Raw genomic sequence first — 15,217 nt, 5'->3', positions numbered from 1 at the left:
TAGGAGTAGAATATGTCTCGTGTTGCTAAGGCACCTGTCGCTATTCCAGCTGGCGTAGAGGTGAAACTAAACGGCCAAGAAATCACTGTAAAAGGTGCGAAGGGCGAACTAACACGCGTTGTTAACAATGCAGTTGTTGTTGCTCAGGAAGAAAACAACCTAACTTTCGGTCCTAAAGAAGGTTTTGCTAACGCATGGGCACAAGCTGGTACAGCTCGCGCTCTAGTTAACAACATGGTTGTTGGTGTTACTGAAGGCTTTACTAAGAAGCTAACTCTTAAAGGTGTTGGTTACCGTGCTGCTATTAAAGGCAACGCTGTAGGTCTAACACTAGGCTTCTCTCACCCAGTTGAGCACGAGTTGCCAGCGGGTATTAAAGCTGAATGTCCAAGCCAAACTGAAATCATCATTACTGGTTGTGATAAGCAACTAGTTGGTCAAGTTGCGGCTGACATTCGTTCTTACCGTCAACCTGAGCCTTACAAAGGTAAAGGTGTTCGTTACGCAGATGAAAATGTGCGTACTAAAGAAGCTAAGAAGAAGTAAGGTAACACTATGGATAAGAAAGCATCTCGCATCCGTCGTGCTACACGCGCACGTCGTAAGATTGCAGAACTGGGTGCGACTCGCCTAGTTGTACACCGTACTCCTCGTCACGTGTACGCACAGGTTATCGCGGCTAATGGCTCTGAGGTTATCGCAGCAGCTTCTACTGTAGAAAAAGCGATCCGTGAGCAAGTGAAATACACTGGTAACGTTGATGCAGCTAAAGCAGTAGGTAAAGCTGTTGCTGAGCGCGCTCTTGAAAAAGGCGTAACTGCAGTTGCATTTGATCGTTCTGGTTTCCAATACCACGGTCGAGTAGCGGCGCTAGCAGAATCTGCTCGCGAAGCTGGTCTGAAATTCTAAGGTAGGGTTGGAAGATGGCTAAAGAACAACAAGTTCAAGCGAATGATTTGCAAGAAAAATTAATCGCAGTTAACCGTGTTTCTAAAACGGTTAAAGGCGGTCGAATCATGAGCTTCACTGCACTAACAGTAGTTGGTGACGGTAACGGTCGTGTAGGTTTCGGTTACGGCAAAGCTCGTGAAGTACCTGCAGCGATTCAAAAAGCAATGGAAAAAGCGCGTCGTAACATGACTACTATCGCGCTAAACGAAGGCACTCTTCACCACCCAGTGAAAGGTCGCCATTCGGGCTCTAAAGTTTACATGCAGCCTGCTGCTGAAGGTACTGGTGTTATCGCAGGTGGTGCGATGCGTGCAGTACTAGAAGTTGCTGGTGTACACAACGTACTATCTAAAGCATACGGTTCTACGAACCCTATCAACATCGTTCGTGCAACGATCGATGCACTAGGTAGCATGAAGTCGCCAGAAATGGTTGCTGCTAAACGTGGTCTAACTGTTGAAGCTATTTCGGAGTAAGAACACCATGGCAACTATTAAAGTAACTCAAACTAAAAGCTCAATTGGTCGCCTGCCAAAGCACAAAGCTACTTTGCGCGGTCTAGGCCTTCGTAAAATCAACCACACAGTAGAACTTGAAGATACTCCGTGCGTGCGCGGTATGATCAACAAGGTTTACTACATGGTTAAAGTTGAGGAGTAATCAGAAATGCGTTTGAATACTCTATCACCGGCTGCTGGCTCGAAAACTTCTCCGAAGCGTGTAGGTCGTGGTATCGGTTCTGGCCTAGGTAAAACTGGTGGCCGTGGTCACAAAGGTCAAAAGTCACGTTCTGGCGGCTCTGTTCGTCCAGGTTTTGAAGGCGGTCAAATGCCTCTAAAACAACGTCTACCTAAATTCGGTTTCACTTCTCGCAAGAGCCTAGTGTCTGCTGAAGTTCGTCTAGCTGAGCTAGCGAAAGTAACAGGTGACGTAGTTGATCTTAACAGCCTAAAAGCTGCTAACGTTATCACTAAGAACATCGAATTCGTTAAGATCGTTCTTTCTGGTGACCTAAGCAAAGCTGTGACTGTTAAAGGTCTACGCGTGACTAAAGGCGCTAAAGCTGCAATCGAAGCTGCAGGCGGTAAAATCGAGGAATAATCTCGAGGAACGAGGTACAGATGGCTAAGAAACCAGGACAAGATTTTCGTAGTGCTCAGAGCGGCTTAAGTGAACTAAAGTCGCGCTTGTTATTCGTAATTGGTGCACTTTTAGTATTCCGAGCCGGCTCATTTGTGCCGATTCCTGGTATTGACGCTGCTGTACTTGCCGATTTGTTCGAACAGCAAAAAGGTACCATCGTAGAAATGTTTAACATGTTCTCCGGTGGTGCACTTGAGCGTGCATCTATATTAGCATTGGGCATCATGCCGTATATTTCGGCATCTATTGTTGTCCAATTGCTAACTGTAGTTCATCCAGCGTTAGCGGAACTCAAGAAAGAGGGTGAAGCAGGCCGTCGTAAGATCAGCCAATATACACGCTACGGCACGCTTGTACTTGCAACATTCCAAGCTATTGGTATTGCAACTGGCTTACCAAACATGGTCGACAATCTGGTTGTAATGAACCAAACCATGTTTACGCTAATTGCTACCGTAAGTTTAGTAACCGGTACCATGTTCCTAATGTGGTTAGGTGAACAAATTACAGAGCGAGGAATCGGTAATGGTATTTCCATTCTGATTTTTGCAGGTATTGTTGCTGGATTGCCTTCTGCAATCGGTCAAACAATCGAGCAAGCGCGTCAAGGTGAATTGCATGTACTTCTTCTACTGTTAATCGCGGTATTAGCTTTCGCAGTAATTTACTTCGTTGTTTTCATGGAACGTGGTCAACGCCGAATCGTCGTTAACTACGCTAAGCGTCAACAAGGTCGTAAAGTATTTGCTGCACAGAGCTCGCATCTGCCACTTAAAATTAATATGGCAGGTGTTATTCCAGCGATTTTCGCATCAAGCATTATCCTGTTCCCAGGAACACTGGCTCAGTGGTTTGGTCAGAACGGTGAGAGCAGCGCGTTCGGTTGGTTAACTGACGTGTCTTTGGCTCTTAGCCCAGGTCAGCCTCTGTATGTAATGCTTTATGCAGCAGCGATTATCTTCTTCTGTTTCTTTTACACGGCGTTGGTTTTCAACCCGCGTGAAACAGCGGATAACTTGAAGAAGTCCGGTGCATTCGTACCCGGTATCCGCCCAGGTGAGCAGACAGCGAAGTACATCGATAAAGTAATGACACGTTTAACCCTAGCGGGCGCACTGTACATTACCTTTATCTGTCTGATTCCCGAGTTCATGATGGTCGCGTGGAACGTACGTTTCTACTTCGGCGGTACATCACTACTTATCGTAGTCGTTGTTATCATGGACTTTATGGCACAGGTACAGACTCATCTGATGTCTCAACAGTATGATTCTGTGTTGAAGAAAGCGAATCTGAAAGGCTACGGTCGTTAATAGCGACGGTAGACTCAGTTTCAATTACGGAGTTTAGCAATGAAAGTTCGTGCTTCCGTTAAAAAAATCTGCCGTAACTGTAAAGTAATCAAGCGTAACGGTGTCGTTCGCGTGATTTGCAGTGAGCCAAAGCACAAACAGCGCCAAGGCTAATTAGCAGAAATTTTTACTTGAAAACGAAGGTTAGGTCGAGTATATTCCTCGGCCTACCTTTTGCGTGCAAAAGAAGTAGTATCCCGCAGCGTATCCATAACGGGCTTTGCTGCGGCTAATTCTTTTATAGAACCACTTAGGAGTGAATAATGGCCCGTATAGCAGGCATTAACATTCCTGATCAGAAACACGCTGTAATCGCTCTAACAGCGATCTACGGCATCGGTAAAACTCGCTCTCAAGCTATCCTAGCTGAAGTGGGTATTGCTGAAGATGTTAAGATCAGTGAACTAACTGAAGATCAGATCGATCAACTGCGTGATGGTGTAGCTAAGTACACTGTAGAAGGTGATCTACGTCGTGAAGTATCTATGAACATCAAGCGTCTTATGGACCTTGGCTGTTACCGTGGTCTTCGTCATCGTCGCAGTCTACCACTACGTGGACAGCGTACTAAAACCAACGCTCGCACCCGTAAGGGTCCGCGTAAGCCGATCAAGAAATAATCGGGAAGGTAGAGTACAATGGCTAAACAACCAACTCGCGCTCGTAAGCGCGTACGCAAGCAAGTTGCAGATGGCGTTGCGCACATCCATGCTTCTTTCAATAACACAATCGTAACCATTACTGACCGTCAAGGTAACGCTCTAGCTTGGGCTACTGCAGGTGGTTCTGGTTTCCGCGGTTCTCGTAAGTCTACTCCGTTCGCTGCACAGGTTGCTGCTGAGCGTTGTGCTGAAATGGCTAAAGAATACGGTCTAAAGAACTTGGAAGTTATGGTTAAGGGTCCTGGTCCAGGTCGTGAATCTACTGTTCGCGCTCTGAACGCTGCTGGTTTCCGCATCACAAACATCGTTGATGCTACACCAATCCCTCATAACGGTTGTCGTCCACCTAAGAAACGTCGTGTATAACGTTTTTTAGATTACTGGAGAAAGATCATGGCAAGATATTTGGGTCCTAAGCTGAAGCTTAGCCGTCGTGAAGGCACTGACTTATTCCTTAAGTCTGGTGTTCGCGCGATCGATACCAAGTGTAAAATTGATAACGCACCAGGTGTACACGGCGCTCGTCGCGGTCGTCTATCTGAGTATGGCGTTCAGCTTCGTGAGAAGCAAAAAGTTCGTCGTATGTACGGCGTTCTAGAAAAACAATTCCGTAACTACTACAAAGAAGCTGCACGCCTTAAAGGCAACACAGGTGAGAACCTGCTTCAGCTTCTTGAAGGTCGTCTTGATAACGTAGTTTACCGCATGGGCTTTGGCGCAACTCGCGCAGAAGCACGTCAGCTAGTTAGCCATAAAGCTATCCTAGTTAACGGTAAAGTTGTAAACGTTCCTTCTTTCAAAGTAGCGGCTAATGACGTTGTTTCTATTCGCGAGAAAGCTAAACAGCAAGCTCGTATTAAAGCGGCTCTAGAAGTTGCTGAACAACGTGAAAAACCAACTTGGATTGAAGTAGATGGTGGCAAGATGGAAGGTACATTCAAGCGTATGCCTGAGCGTTCTGATCTATCAGCTGACATCAACGAACAATTGATCGTCGAGCTTTACTCTAAGTAAGGTTTAAACTAAAGAGAGGACACAATGCAGGGTTCTGTAACAGAATTTCTTAAGCCACGTCTAGTTGACATCGAACAAATCAGCTCGACTCACGCAAAAGTAACTCTTGAGCCATTAGAGCGTGGCTTTGGTCATACTCTGGGTAATGCACTTCGCCGTATCCTTCTATCTTCTATGCCAGGTTGTGCTGTGACAGAAGTAGAAATCGAAGGCGTACTTCATGAGTACAGCACTAAAGAAGGCGTACAAGAAGATATTCTTGAAATCCTTCTAAACCTTAAAGGTTTGGCTGTACGCGTTGCCGAAGGCAAAGATGAAGTGTTCATTACTTTGAACAAATCAGGCTCGGGCCCTGTGGTTGCAGGTGACATCACCCATGATGGTGATGTAGAGATCGCTAACCCTGAACACGTTATTTGTCACCTAACGGATGACAATGCTGAAATCGCAATGCGTATTAAAGTAGAACGTGGTCGTGGTTATGTTCCAGCTTCTGCGCGTATCCATAACGAAGAAGACGAGCGTCCAATCGGTCGCCTACTAGTAGATGCTACTTACAGCCCTGTAGACAAAATTGCCTACGCTGTAGAAGCAGCTCGTGTAGAACAGCGCACTGATTTAGACAAGCTAGTTATCGATATGGAAACAAACGGTACTCTAGAACCTGAGGAAGCAATCCGTCGTGCAGCTACTATCCTAGCTGAACAATTGGATGCGTTCGTAGATCTTCGTGATGTACGTGTACCTGAGGAGAAGGAAGAGAAGCCAGAATTCGATCCGATCCTACTGCGTCCTGTAGACGATCTTGAACTAACAGTTCGCTCTGCTAACTGTCTGAAAGCAGAAGCGATTCACTACATCGGTGATCTAGTACAACGTACTGAGGTTGAGCTACTTAAAACGCCTAACCTTGGTAAAAAATCTCTTACTGAGATTAAAGACGTACTTGCGTCACGTGGTCTGTCTCTGGGCATGCGCCTAGAAAACTGGCCACCTGCATCAATCGCTGAAGATTAATCGATACTAGTTAGAAGGATTAGGTCATGCGCCATCGTAAGAGTGGTCGTCAACTCAACCGCAACAGCTCACATCGTAAAGCGATGTTTAGCAACATGGCTAGCTCTCTAGTACGTCATGAAGTTATCAAGACTACTTTGCCAAAAGCAAAAGAGCTACGTCGCGTAGTTGAGCCTTTGATTACACTAGCTAAGACTGACAGTGTTGCTAACCGTCGTCTAGCATTTGCACGTACTCGTGATAACGAAGTAGTTGCAAAACTGTTTAACGAACTAGGTCCACGTTTTGCTGCTCGTCAGGGCGGTTACACTCGTATCCTAAAAGCTGGCTTCCGTGCTGGTGATAAAGCTCCAATGGCTTACATTGAGCTTGTAGATCGCCCAGCTGCTGAAGAAGCTGCTGAGTAATCTCAGTTCGTAAGAACAAAAAAAGCCGAGCAATAGCTCGGCTTTTTTGTGTCTGAAATTTGTTTCCTAGAGATAATCGAGTATCGAAATTTTCTCTTTACCTTTAGCGGACTCACTCCCTTATCTCACATTTAAAATCACTACTGCTGGTTTTAAGTTTCCTGATTTTACGTTTTTAGCTTTCCGCTCCCCAAAGTCCACTAAGGGAATTTAGCAACCCTTCACTTGCACCTTGGTCGCCTAAGTATCCTAAAATGACTGGAGCAAACTGGCTGATCATCGATGGGTCTAAGCCTAGTTTGTCGAAAGTGCTTTGGACAGCGCCTAAGTTTTCAATGCTCCCAAGTAGACTTTGAGCCCCTTGTAAATTTTCCATTCCCGGAATGAGCGATTGAAGCTCACTGCTATTCTGATCCGATAATTGGCCTTGCGCTAGAGCTAACAGTGCACCTGTGCCGCCGGCAGCTTGCTCAGTCGAGACGGGAAGTTGGCTCGTCAATAAATCCGTCAGCGGTGAAGATTCCACACCCATTCCCTCACTGACCATATCCATCAAACCACTTTGGGTATCTTTATCGGTAACGGCATCGAGAAAAGCGTGGGCAGTACCAATGCTCATTGAGAGCAAGGTTAAGGTGAGAAGAGTTTTACGCATAATACCTCCGTGTGGCTTGCGATTATTATTGTTGTTTCTTAGCCCAAGCATTTAGAGGTTACTTGGGAGACTACTCAAGATCGTTGAGCTCAAGTCTGTTTATTCTAGACAAAAAAAGCGGCGCTAGTGAGCGCCGCTTCGAATTTGTTATTGAGAGAGGTCTCAATTATAGGATGTCTAGTAGTTCTACTTCGAATACTAGAGCTGCAAATGGAGGGATTGCAGCACCTGCGCCACGCTCACCATATGCAAGGTCTTGTGGGATGTATAGTTTCCACTTAGAACCAACAGGCATTAGTTGAAGTGCTTCAACCCAGCCTTTGATTACGCCAGTTACTGGGAACTCAGCTGGTTGGCCACGAGAAACAGAGCTGTCGAATACAGTACCGTCAGTTAACTCACCGTGGTAGTGAACGCGAACTTGAGCTGCCGCTGTTGGGATTTCACCAGTACCTTCAGTGATGATTTCGTACTGAAGACCTGATTCAAGAACGTTTACTTCCGGACGTAGAGCGTTGTCTTTTAGGAAAGCTTCGCCGTCAGCTGCTGCTGCTTTTGCTGCTTCTTGACGTACGGCTTCTGCGCGAGTGTGAAGCTCTTGCAGTGCGTTGTTGATTTCGTCAATTTCGATTGATGGCATGTCGCCAGTTAGTGCTGTAGCGATACCTGCTGCGATAGCGTCAACGCTTAGACCTTCTAGACCAGAACCAGCAAGTTGCTGACCCATTTGCAGACCAATACCGTAACTTGCTTTCTGCTCTGCAGTTTCAAATTTAATTTCAGACATGAATGTCGCTCTTATTAGGAGTGATAAAGGTAACAGGATAGCAGTTTCGCGCTTAGGTTTAAATGATTGCGCATCAATGTGTCGATGTGAGGTTTAGGGTGTGACTTATCTCTTACTCCAAGTGAAATTTCTGCTAATTTACGCCAAATTACATTTTACTTTGGCGAAAAACATATACTCTCCGCGCTGGTATTTTTATACTGACACTAGAAGTATTAAGGGACTCATCAGAATGAATCGTCGCAGAAAGAAAAAGCAGCAAGTCGACCAAGTCGAGTTGATGAAGCAGAAATTCGCTGCTATCGACTGGAAGCAGCCTTTCAATAAAGAAAAGTGGCAAGAGCGAATGCAACCTGTCACCGAATTTTGGCATCGTCTTCCAAAGCTACATCAGCGAGCTTTAATGGTATTGGTACCTGTGGTGCTGGTACTTCTGATTATTCCAGTACCTAAAGATACTGAGCAGCTGAACGAGCCCCAAGCTGAGAAAGAGACTCAACGTGTGGCGATTCAACTTAACGCGCAAAGCTTGAGTGAGCAACGCTCTGCACAAAACGCAGAGCAAAAATCGGAACAGTGGAAAGAATACACGGTGAAAAATGGTGATACTCTTGCTCAAGTGTTCCGTAGTAATCAGCTTTCGATGGGCGATTTGAATGCCTTGGTAAAAATTGAAGGCAGCGACAAGCCGCTAAGTCGAATCAAGCAAGGACAATTAGTCCGCTTTAAGCTCGCCGATGATGGTAAGCTAGACATGCTGCAACTAGAAAAAAGTGGTGAGTCGGTGATGTTTTTCCGTTTATCTGATGGCACATTCGGTCGCAATAAGTAACGTTAAAGAAGAACTCCTAGAAGGCGCGATGATTCGCGCCTTTTTTGTTTCTAACTACTCGTTGCTTGTTCTCTGCCATTTACTATCCTTTTGTCTTGTTCCTGTTAAGAGGTTAGTTTCTTTTTCTTATTCCAAGGAAGAAGAGGCAACACGATCATCAAAATTCCCACTGCAGTGAGCCAGTCTGGAATCTCATCAAACCACCATATTCCAAAGAGTGTCACGAATACGAGCCCTGAGTATTCCGCCAAGGCAACCTCTCCGGCGGGGGCTTTTTGATATGCCAATACTGCCAGACCGTTATAGCTCAAAATACAGATCGCACTCGCGATTACCAGCGTTAGTTCCTGCCAAGTCATAGGTTGCCAATAAACCCCAGCTAATAGCGTCGACACAGGCAGGGAGAATAAGGTTGTCCACCAAAGCGTCGTGACGACAGATTGTTCGCTAGGCAGTTTTCTTACCAATATATTGAACATCGCCAGCGTGGTTGCTGTACCGAGTGCAAACAACGCAGCCCAATGGAAGTGATTTGGTCGGAGTACCACTAAGACACCAAAGAAACCAAAACCAGTCAGTAATACTTTTCTTAATGGTGGATGTTCTTTGAGAAACAGTACTGACAGTGGCAACATTAGAATTGGTGCGGCGTAAAAGACGGCGTTGGCGGTTGCGAGTGGTAGGTAAGTGACTGCGACCATCATGCACCCGCTACCAATCAATATTAGGTGCGCTCGCAACAAAGTAATAGGAACTTGCTTGAGGCTGCGTTTACTTGGGTTTTGTTTGAGGTAAAAAGGTAAGAGGATCAACAGTGAAGCCAATTGGCGCACAAACATGTATTGGAAGGGGGAAATTCCGCCTTCGATCAGTTTAACGGCAACATCGGAAAGTGATGCTGCCAAGTTACCGATAACCAGTAAGAATAGCGCCAAATGATGAGGTGACATTTAGTTTACTCGGCGCATATCCACATGAGGGATACCATCCTCAAGGTAGCTTTCAGAAATAACTTCAAAGCCATGAGTCGCATAGAAAGCCACCAGGTGTTCTTGTGCGCCGATATCTATCGTTTGACCTGCCCAAAGCAGTTGGCACCGTTGTAAGGCTTGCTCAAGTAGTTCATGTCCCAGACCTCCGCCTCGTGCACTTTGTTTCGTCACCACACGACCAATACTCACATTGTCGTAAGTGGTGCCTGCAGGCAATAAACGAGCACAAGCGACGAGTTCATCTCCGTTATAACCCAACAAGTGATAGACACCATCAAGCGTATCTTTGCCATCGAGCTCTGGGTAGGGACAAGTTTGTTCTACGACAAAGACATCCACACGCAAACGCAGCATTTCATACAGTTGAGTCGTGGTCAGTTGAGTAAAAGGGAGGGTTGTCCAGTTGATCATTTCCAGTATCCATTAATAAGCGAATGCAGCTGACTTTACGTCGTTTTCTGCTATTACTCATTAACAATGGTTAATTTTAACTGGTCTTCGTGACAAATCTGGCGATAATGTGCCCTCTTTTCCATCCCACCTGAGGATATTTCCCTGTGAGCAAACAAACTTTTGACCAAGTAGGGCTTAATCCAGCGCTACTAGAGACGCTTGAATCATTGAACTACACCCATATGACGCCAATTCAAGCGTTGAGCTTACCTGCGATTTTGAATCAGCGCGATGTGATTGGTCAGGGTAAAACAGGCTCAGGTAAAACAGCGGCATTTGGTCTCGGCGTATTATCAAACCTCAACGTAAAGCGTTTTCGCGTGCAGTCGTTGGTGCTATGCCCAACCCGTGAGTTGGCTGATCAGGTGGCGAAAGAGATCCGTACACTAGGTCGCGGTATTCACAACATTAAAGTTTTGACCTTGTGTGGCGGTATGCCAATGGGGCCTCAAATTGGTTCTCTAGAGCATGGTGCACACATCTTAGTAGGTACACCTGGACGTATCCTTGATCATCTAGATAAAGGCCGCATCAACCTTGAAGAGTTAAATACGCTCGTGTTGGATGAAGCGGATCGCATGCTCGATATGGGGTTCCAAGATGCGTTGGATGCGATCATTGATGCAGCGCCTAAACAACGCCAAACTTTATTGTTTAGTGCGACATTCCCAGAAAAAATTGAGCAGATTGCTCAACGTATCATGCAATCGCCAGAAATGATTAAAGTGGAAGCGACACACGATACATCAAGTATCGCGCAATACTTTTACAAGGTAGAAGGCTCGGAAGCTCGCGATGAAGCGCTGGCTAACCTGTTACTGACTCACCAACCGGAATCAGCTGTTGTGTTCTGTAACACCAAAAAAGAAGTGCAGAACGTGACCGATGAGTTGCATCATAAAGGGTTCAGTGTAATTGACCTTCATGGTGACCTTGAACAGCGTGAGCGTGACCAAGCATTGGTTCAGTTTGCGAACAAGAGTGTTTCTATCCTGGTCGCAACCGATGTTGCCGCTCGTGGTCTTGATGTAGATAACCTTGATGCGGTATTTAACTTTGAATTGTCTCGTGATCCTGAGGTTCACGTGCACCGCATCGGGCGTACAGGTCGAGCGGGTAGTAAAGGCTTAGCATTTAGCTTCTTTGGTGAGAAAGATGGCTTACGCGTTGCTCGTATCGAAGAATACTTGGATATGGATGTGATGCCAGCGACATTGCCTGCAAAGTCAAACCAGCAACCATATCAGGCGAAAATGGTGACCATTAATATCGATGGTGGTAAGAAACAGAAAGTTCGTGCTGGCGATATTCTCGGTTGCTTAACGGGCAAAGGCGGCATTACTGGTGCGCAAGTAGGTAAAATTCAATTGATGGCGATGCGTTCTTATGTGGCTGTTGAGAAGTCTGCCGCGAAGAAAGCATTGCAAACCATCAGCAACGGCAAGATGAAAGGTCGTCAATTTAGAGCTCGAATTCTGAAGTAGAGCGTTATTTTTAAAATAAAAGCGGCTACTTAGGTAGCCGTTTTTATTCGTTCTTCTTCTATGCTACAGCTTTAATCCTTCCATTACGGCCGTTGGTAGCTGTTGCTTAAAGTCGGCGATGAGTTCGACTTTGTCTTCCGATAATTCAAGTAGTTCACTACGAAGGTGGAACATACAGGTCCCAAATTTCTCATCAAAGTCAGGCACCATAGAGGTTACGCCGGACGATGCGGCCTGTAGAGCAACTAAAGTCGGTTCAATGACGTGGCTTTGATACGTGTCGTCTTCCATAATGATGGTCGGAGAGTACCCTTGAATTTCCTCCATAACGGGTTCTACATGTGCAGTGATCAATGTTGCTGCTTTATTGTTGGCGGCATCACCAGCTGCTGCTTTTAGTTTTCCAAACATAATCCTCTTCCTTTATTCGTATTGGTTCACTCGCGTATAAAATCGGCGAGTGAGGTAAAAATATGGTTAAGGAGGGTGTGGTATATTTGGGTGTATATCTAGGTGGTAAATTTAATTTTTGCTTATACTTCAAAGTAATAGCTTTGCTTAGTAATAAGACTATGACTATTTGTGTTGATTGTTTTCTGTCAATATTATTTTAGTTTTACTTTTCGTGATGTATTTTTAATCGAGATTTAATACGACTCAAACTGATGGCGGTAATTCCCAAATAAGCCGCGATTTGACTATCAGTAATGCGCTGTTCTAGATCTGGATAGTGCTGGCAAAATAATTGGTAGCGTTCTTCTGGAGAGTAGAGCAACATAAAGCGTTCTTTGTTTTCTTTATGCATTAATTGAGCTTCGAGCAGCTTGAGGTAAATAGGGTGCTTCTCTGCTCGCCATTGATGTAGTACCTCTATGGGCAAGCAAAATAAATCACAAGGCGTTAGCGTTTCTAATAAATAAGGGGAAGGCTGGCTCTTAATGAGTCCCTCAAAACCAATCACCCAATCTTTTTCCCAGTAGAACTCTTTACTGAATTCCTTACCTTTGTCGGTCAGGTAACTCGCGTGGCATAACCCCGCTAAAACAAAGTAAATATGAGAGCTGAATTCACCTTGGTGGTTAAGAATATGACGTGTCGGAAGTTCGAGTTGCTGACCGTGTTCAATAAGTTGGTTCGCTTCGCTTTCGAGGAAGCCGTGATTGATTAGGTCAGAAAAAAGATCGTTGTGCATGTGATGACTCAGAAGCGGTTTTCTATATTCTAGCGGAACAAAAAAGCGGCTCACAAGAGCCGCTTAACATCATTGCCAAATAAGACTTATTTTTGGTTTAAGTCGATTTGGTAAATCGCAAAACCTACCTCGTCAGTTGCTACACGTTTCATCGGGTATTGTCCTTTTTCTTTGATGAATTGCGCGGCTTTGTCACTTGGTGACGTTTCAAAGCGAACATCGAGTTTGTTGTTTGATTTAATTGGCGCGAAAGACCAGTTGTTGTCTGCACTCGGTGTTACTTCCCCTTGTTCTTTACTAATGCGAGAGATGTATGCGGCAACCACAGAACGGTTCTCGTCTGGAGAATCAAATGCGATGAAGTCCGGGCCAGTACCCGGGAAGGTTGCACTGTAAGCGCGGTAGTTGTTGGTTGCGATGATGAAGTCTTGCTTCGGATCAACCGGTTTACCGTTGTAAGTCAGGTTCAAGATACGCTGTGAGTCAGGGTTAATCACTTTACAATCAGCATCGTATTTTGGAAGTTGAGTCACGTCGATCTGGTAACTAACACCATCGATCACGTCGAAGTTATACGTACGGAAACTATCCCAGTTGATCAAAGACTGAGGTTTAGTGCTATTCACATCAATATGGTTGAACTGACCCGCACTACACTCTAGCCACTCGTGTACTTCTTTACCTTTAACCTTCATTGCAACAAGCGTGTTCGGGTACAGATAAAGATCTGCGGCGTTACGGAAAGTCAGCTGACCAGACTCTACTTCAGTGAAACCGTTTGGATCGTCTTTGCGTCCACCTACTTTAAATGGTGCCGCTGCACTCAATACCGGAATGTCAGCAAGATCTGGGTCACCTTGGATAAAGCGTTCCACGTAATCTTTCTGCGCTAGGTTGACGATTTGAATCGTTGGGTCATCTTGCACAAGTGCCAGGAAGCTGTACATCACGTCATTTGCTTTACCAATTGGTTGGTTAACAAACTCGCGCGTGCCTTTGTGGTCCTCTACCAATGCATCCACAATGCCTTTATCCGCTTTAGCCAGAGACTTCTTGTTTGCTTTGTCAAAGATAGGACGAGCTTCTGATTGACCCTCTACGACCTGCCACTTGCCGTCTTTCTCTTTCAGCATCAAGTCCATTACACCAACGTGGCTACCCCAGCGACCCGGCATCACAGCCGTTACGCCATTGATAGTACCTTTTGCGTTGTCAACGCCTTGTAGGTTAGCAAAGTCTCTACCCGGGAATACCGCATGAGAGTGACCAAACGCAATGGCATCAATGCCTTCTACTTCCGTTAAGTAGTAGACGGAGTTTTCTGCGCCTAACTTGTATGGGTCAGTGGAAATGCCAGAGTGAGGTATAGCAACAATCACGTCCGCGCCTGCTTTTTTCATCTCAGGGACCAGTTTTTTTGCTGTCTCTGTGATGTCTTTTGCAATGACTTTGCCTTCTAGGTTGTTTTTGTCCCATACCATGATTTGTGGTGGTACGAAGCCAATGTAACCCACTTTGATTTCATGGCTTTGACCGTCGGTATCTTTGAACGTATGCGTTTTGATTAGATAAGGCTTGAAGTAGTGCTCGCCAGTCTTTTTGTCGAAAACATTCGCACTAATATAAGGGAAGTTCGCACCATCAATTGTTTTCTTCAGGAAGTCGAGACCGTAATTGAATTCATGGTTACCAATATTACCCACATCGTAGTTGAGTTGATTCATTGCTTTGTAAACAGGGTGAACTTCGCCAGTCTTAATCCCTTTCGCTGCCATGTAATCGCCCATTGGGCTACCTTGAATCAAGTCTCCATTGTCGACTAAAACACTGTTCACTGCTTCTTCACGAGCTTGTTTAACCAGTGTTGCAGCGCGGCTTAAACCAATTTGTTGTGAAGGTTGGTCTTTGTAGTAATCATAATCCATCACATTGGTGTGAATATCGGTGGTTTCGATGATTCGAAGCTTGATGGTATCGGCCATTGCTGGGCCTGCAAGCGTCAACATACCGCTCAAAACTGCGACGGATACGGGATTAACTGCCATTTTCATGAGGTGCTCCAATTAAATGGGATAGAGGGGTCGTACAGCGTAATGTAACAAATATTAGTGCAAGCTCAGGCTAAGATGCAGAAAACTGTGAACATTAGGCAATTAAATGCGGAGGAATGTGTAAAATTGATGCCTTTTTCACCATTTTGAATGAGACCTAACAAAAGCTTCTTAGCAGTTTTTTGAATAAAAAATGAAATTTTAGAATTTCCGGTAATATAAACC

The 15,217-nt window shown here is 45.2% G+C and carries 21 protein-coding genes; 14 read left to right on the top strand and 7 right to left on the bottom strand.

Annotated features, from left to right (window positions below; genetic code table 11):
• Positions 1-12: 12 nt before the first annotated feature.
• The 12 genes from rplF (at position 13) to rplQ (ending at position 6,546) form a co-directional block, all read left to right on the top strand.
• Complete coding sequence (gene rplF, locus ITG12_RS09680) at positions 13-546, top strand: 50S ribosomal protein L6 (RefSeq protein WP_038864901.1); 534 nt, start codon at positions 13-15, stop codon at positions 544-546.
• A gap of 9 nt (positions 547-555) precedes the next feature.
• Entirely contained in the window at positions 556-909 is a 354-nt protein-coding gene (gene rplR / locus ITG12_RS09675; protein ID WP_005435088.1) for a 50S ribosomal protein L18, read from the top strand.
• Positions 910-923: 14 nt separating this feature from the next.
• The gene (rpsE, locus tag ITG12_RS09670; RefSeq protein WP_005435090.1) at positions 924-1,427 is read left to right on the top strand and encodes a 30S ribosomal protein S5; all 504 of its coding nucleotides are present in this window, start codon (positions 924-926) and stop codon (positions 1,425-1,427) included.
• A gap of 7 nt (positions 1,428-1,434) precedes the next feature.
• Positions 1,435-1,611, top strand: a complete 177-nt coding sequence (gene rpmD, locus ITG12_RS09665) for a 50S ribosomal protein L30 (protein WP_000201159.1) — start codon at positions 1,435-1,437, stop codon at positions 1,609-1,611.
• A gap of 6 nt (positions 1,612-1,617) precedes the next feature.
• A complete protein-coding gene (gene rplO, locus ITG12_RS09660) occupies positions 1,618-2,052 on the top strand; it encodes a 50S ribosomal protein L15 (protein WP_038864902.1) in 435 nt (144 codons plus the stop codon).
• Positions 2,053-2,072: 20 nt separating this feature from the next.
• Positions 2,073-3,407 (top strand): preprotein translocase subunit SecY, encoded by a 1,335-nt coding sequence (gene secY / locus ITG12_RS09655; RefSeq protein WP_005435093.1) that lies wholly within the window; start codon positions 2,073-2,075, stop codon positions 3,405-3,407.
• Positions 3,408-3,446: 39 nt separating this feature from the next.
• Positions 3,447-3,560, top strand: a complete 114-nt coding sequence (gene rpmJ / locus ITG12_RS09650) for a 50S ribosomal protein L36 (RefSeq protein ID WP_000868186.1) — start codon at positions 3,447-3,449, stop codon at positions 3,558-3,560.
• A gap of 149 nt (positions 3,561-3,709) precedes the next feature.
• Positions 3,710-4,066 (top strand): 30S ribosomal protein S13, encoded by a 357-nt coding sequence (rpsM, locus tag ITG12_RS09645; protein ID WP_038864904.1) that lies wholly within the window; start codon positions 3,710-3,712, stop codon positions 4,064-4,066.
• A gap of 18 nt (positions 4,067-4,084) precedes the next feature.
• Positions 4,085-4,474 (top strand): 30S ribosomal protein S11, encoded by a 390-nt coding sequence (rpsK, locus tag ITG12_RS09640; RefSeq protein WP_001118870.1) that lies wholly within the window; start codon positions 4,085-4,087, stop codon positions 4,472-4,474.
• A 27-nt stretch (positions 4,475-4,501) separates the two neighbouring features.
• Positions 4,502-5,122 (top strand): 30S ribosomal protein S4, encoded by a 621-nt coding sequence (gene rpsD, locus ITG12_RS09635; RefSeq protein WP_005383146.1) that lies wholly within the window; start codon positions 4,502-4,504, stop codon positions 5,120-5,122.
• A gap of 24 nt (positions 5,123-5,146) precedes the next feature.
• Positions 5,147-6,139 (top strand): DNA-directed RNA polymerase subunit alpha, encoded by a 993-nt coding sequence (gene rpoA, locus ITG12_RS09630; RefSeq protein ID WP_005383143.1) that lies wholly within the window; start codon positions 5,147-5,149, stop codon positions 6,137-6,139.
• Between the two features lie 26 nt (positions 6,140-6,165).
• Positions 6,166-6,546, top strand: coding sequence for a 50S ribosomal protein L17 (gene rplQ / locus ITG12_RS09625; RefSeq protein WP_005383141.1), 381 nt, complete (start codon positions 6,166-6,168; stop codon positions 6,544-6,546).
• A 175-nt stretch (positions 6,547-6,721) separates the two neighbouring features.
• Here rplQ and ITG12_RS09620 read toward each other — a convergent pair whose 3' ends face one another.
• Complete coding sequence (locus ITG12_RS09620; protein WP_038864906.1) at positions 6,722-7,201, bottom strand: DUF2780 domain-containing protein; 480 nt, start codon at positions 7,199-7,201, stop codon at positions 6,722-6,724.
• Between the two features lie 166 nt (positions 7,202-7,367).
• Entirely contained in the window at positions 7,368-7,988 is a 621-nt protein-coding gene (locus ITG12_RS09615) for an FKBP-type peptidyl-prolyl cis-trans isomerase (RefSeq protein ID WP_039974661.1), read from the bottom strand.
• A 232-nt stretch (positions 7,989-8,220) separates the two neighbouring features.
• Here ITG12_RS09615 and ITG12_RS09610 point away from each other — a divergent pair, with 232 nt between their 5' ends.
• On the top strand, positions 8,221-8,820 hold the full coding sequence (locus ITG12_RS09610; RefSeq protein WP_248872995.1) for a LysM-like peptidoglycan-binding domain-containing protein: 600 nt from the start codon (positions 8,221-8,223) through the stop codon (positions 8,818-8,820).
• A gap of 104 nt (positions 8,821-8,924) precedes the next feature.
• On the opposite strand, the gene ITG12_RS09605 is transcribed toward ITG12_RS09610, so the two are convergent.
• The gene (locus ITG12_RS09605) at positions 8,925-9,770 is read right to left on the bottom strand and encodes a DMT family transporter (protein ID WP_038864912.1); all 846 of its coding nucleotides are present in this window, start codon (positions 9,768-9,770) and stop codon (positions 8,925-8,927) included.
• Positions 9,771-10,223, bottom strand: a complete 453-nt coding sequence (locus tag ITG12_RS09600; protein ID WP_248872994.1) for a GNAT family N-acetyltransferase — start codon at positions 10,221-10,223, stop codon at positions 9,771-9,773.
• 146 nt (positions 10,224-10,369) lie between these two features.
• On the opposite strand from ITG12_RS09600, the gene dbpA reads away from it, so the two are divergent.
• A complete protein-coding gene (dbpA, locus tag ITG12_RS09595; protein ID WP_038864916.1) occupies positions 10,370-11,749 on the top strand; it encodes an ATP-dependent RNA helicase DbpA in 1,380 nt (459 codons plus the stop codon).
• Between the two features lie 63 nt (positions 11,750-11,812).
• Here dbpA and ITG12_RS09590 read toward each other — a convergent pair whose 3' ends face one another.
• From ITG12_RS09590 to cpdB, 3 genes are all read right to left on the bottom strand, one after another.
• On the bottom strand, positions 11,813-12,160 hold the full coding sequence (locus ITG12_RS09590; RefSeq protein ID WP_248872993.1) for a hypothetical protein: 348 nt from the start codon (positions 12,158-12,160) through the stop codon (positions 11,813-11,815).
• Between the two features lie 205 nt (positions 12,161-12,365).
• A complete protein-coding gene (locus ITG12_RS09585; protein WP_038864920.1) occupies positions 12,366-12,941 on the bottom strand; it encodes a Crp/Fnr family transcriptional regulator in 576 nt (191 codons plus the stop codon).
• Between the two features lie 86 nt (positions 12,942-13,027).
• Positions 13,028-14,992: a 2',3'-cyclic-nucleotide 2'-phosphodiesterase gene (gene cpdB, locus ITG12_RS09580; protein WP_248872992.1), complete on the bottom strand. Its 1,965-nt coding sequence runs from the start codon at positions 14,990-14,992 to the stop codon at positions 13,028-13,030.
• Between the last annotated feature and the right edge of the window lie 225 nt (positions 14,993-15,217).

Origin of the sequence: Vibrio sp. ED002, from assembly GCF_023277445.1 — a bacterium.
GTDB classification, from domain to species: Bacteria; Pseudomonadota; Gammaproteobacteria; order Enterobacterales; family Vibrionaceae; genus Vibrio; species Vibrio jasicida.
This window is presented reverse-complemented; position numbering and strand designations above follow the sequence as displayed.

Bases quoted from the DNA above. Each gene is read 5' to 3' on its own strand.
- rplF (WP_038864901.1), top strand. From the start codon at position 13: ATGTCTCGTGTTGCTAAGGCACCTGTCGCTATTCCAGCTGGCGTAGAG.
- rplR (WP_005435088.1), top strand. From the start codon at position 556: ATGGATAAGAAAGCATCTCGCATCCGTCGTGCTACACGCGCACGTCGT.
- rpsE (WP_005435090.1), top strand. From the start codon at position 924: ATGGCTAAAGAACAACAAGTTCAAGCGAATGATTTGCAAGAAAAATTA.
- rpmD (WP_000201159.1), top strand. From the start codon at position 1,435: ATGGCAACTATTAAAGTAACTCAAACTAAAAGCTCAATTGGTCGCCTG.
- rplO (WP_038864902.1), top strand. From the start codon at position 1,618: ATGCGTTTGAATACTCTATCACCGGCTGCTGGCTCGAAAACTTCTCCG.
- secY (WP_005435093.1), top strand. From the start codon at position 2,073: ATGGCTAAGAAACCAGGACAAGATTTTCGTAGTGCTCAGAGCGGCTTA.
- rpmJ (WP_000868186.1), top strand. From the start codon at position 3,447: ATGAAAGTTCGTGCTTCCGTTAAAAAAATCTGCCGTAACTGTAAAGTA.
- rpsM (WP_038864904.1), top strand. From the start codon at position 3,710: ATGGCCCGTATAGCAGGCATTAACATTCCTGATCAGAAACACGCTGTA.
- rpsK (WP_001118870.1), top strand. From the start codon at position 4,085: ATGGCTAAACAACCAACTCGCGCTCGTAAGCGCGTACGCAAGCAAGTT.
- rpsD (WP_005383146.1), top strand. From the start codon at position 4,502: ATGGCAAGATATTTGGGTCCTAAGCTGAAGCTTAGCCGTCGTGAAGGC.
- rpoA (WP_005383143.1), top strand. From the start codon at position 5,147: ATGCAGGGTTCTGTAACAGAATTTCTTAAGCCACGTCTAGTTGACATC.
- rplQ (WP_005383141.1), top strand. From the start codon at position 6,166: ATGCGCCATCGTAAGAGTGGTCGTCAACTCAACCGCAACAGCTCACAT.
- ITG12_RS09620 (WP_038864906.1), bottom strand. From the start codon at position 7,201: ATGCGTAAAACTCTTCTCACCTTAACCTTGCTCTCAATGAGCATTGGT.
- ITG12_RS09615 (WP_039974661.1), bottom strand. From the start codon at position 7,988: ATGTCTGAAATTAAATTTGAAACTGCAGAGCAGAAAGCAAGTTACGGT.
- ITG12_RS09610 (WP_248872995.1), top strand. From the start codon at position 8,221: ATGAATCGTCGCAGAAAGAAAAAGCAGCAAGTCGACCAAGTCGAGTTG.
- ITG12_RS09605 (WP_038864912.1), bottom strand. From the start codon at position 9,770: ATGTCACCTCATCATTTGGCGCTATTCTTACTGGTTATCGGTAACTTG.
- ITG12_RS09600 (WP_248872994.1), bottom strand. From the start codon at position 10,223: ATGATCAACTGGACAACCCTCCCTTTTACTCAACTGACCACGACTCAA.
- ITG12_RS09590 (WP_248872993.1), bottom strand. From the start codon at position 12,160: ATGTTTGGAAAACTAAAAGCAGCAGCTGGTGATGCCGCCAACAATAAA.
- ITG12_RS09585 (WP_038864920.1), bottom strand. From the start codon at position 12,941: ATGCACAACGATCTTTTTTCTGACCTAATCAATCACGGCTTCCTCGAA.
- cpdB (WP_248872992.1), bottom strand. From the start codon at position 14,992: ATGAAAATGGCAGTTAATCCCGTATCCGTCGCAGTTTTGAGCGGTATG.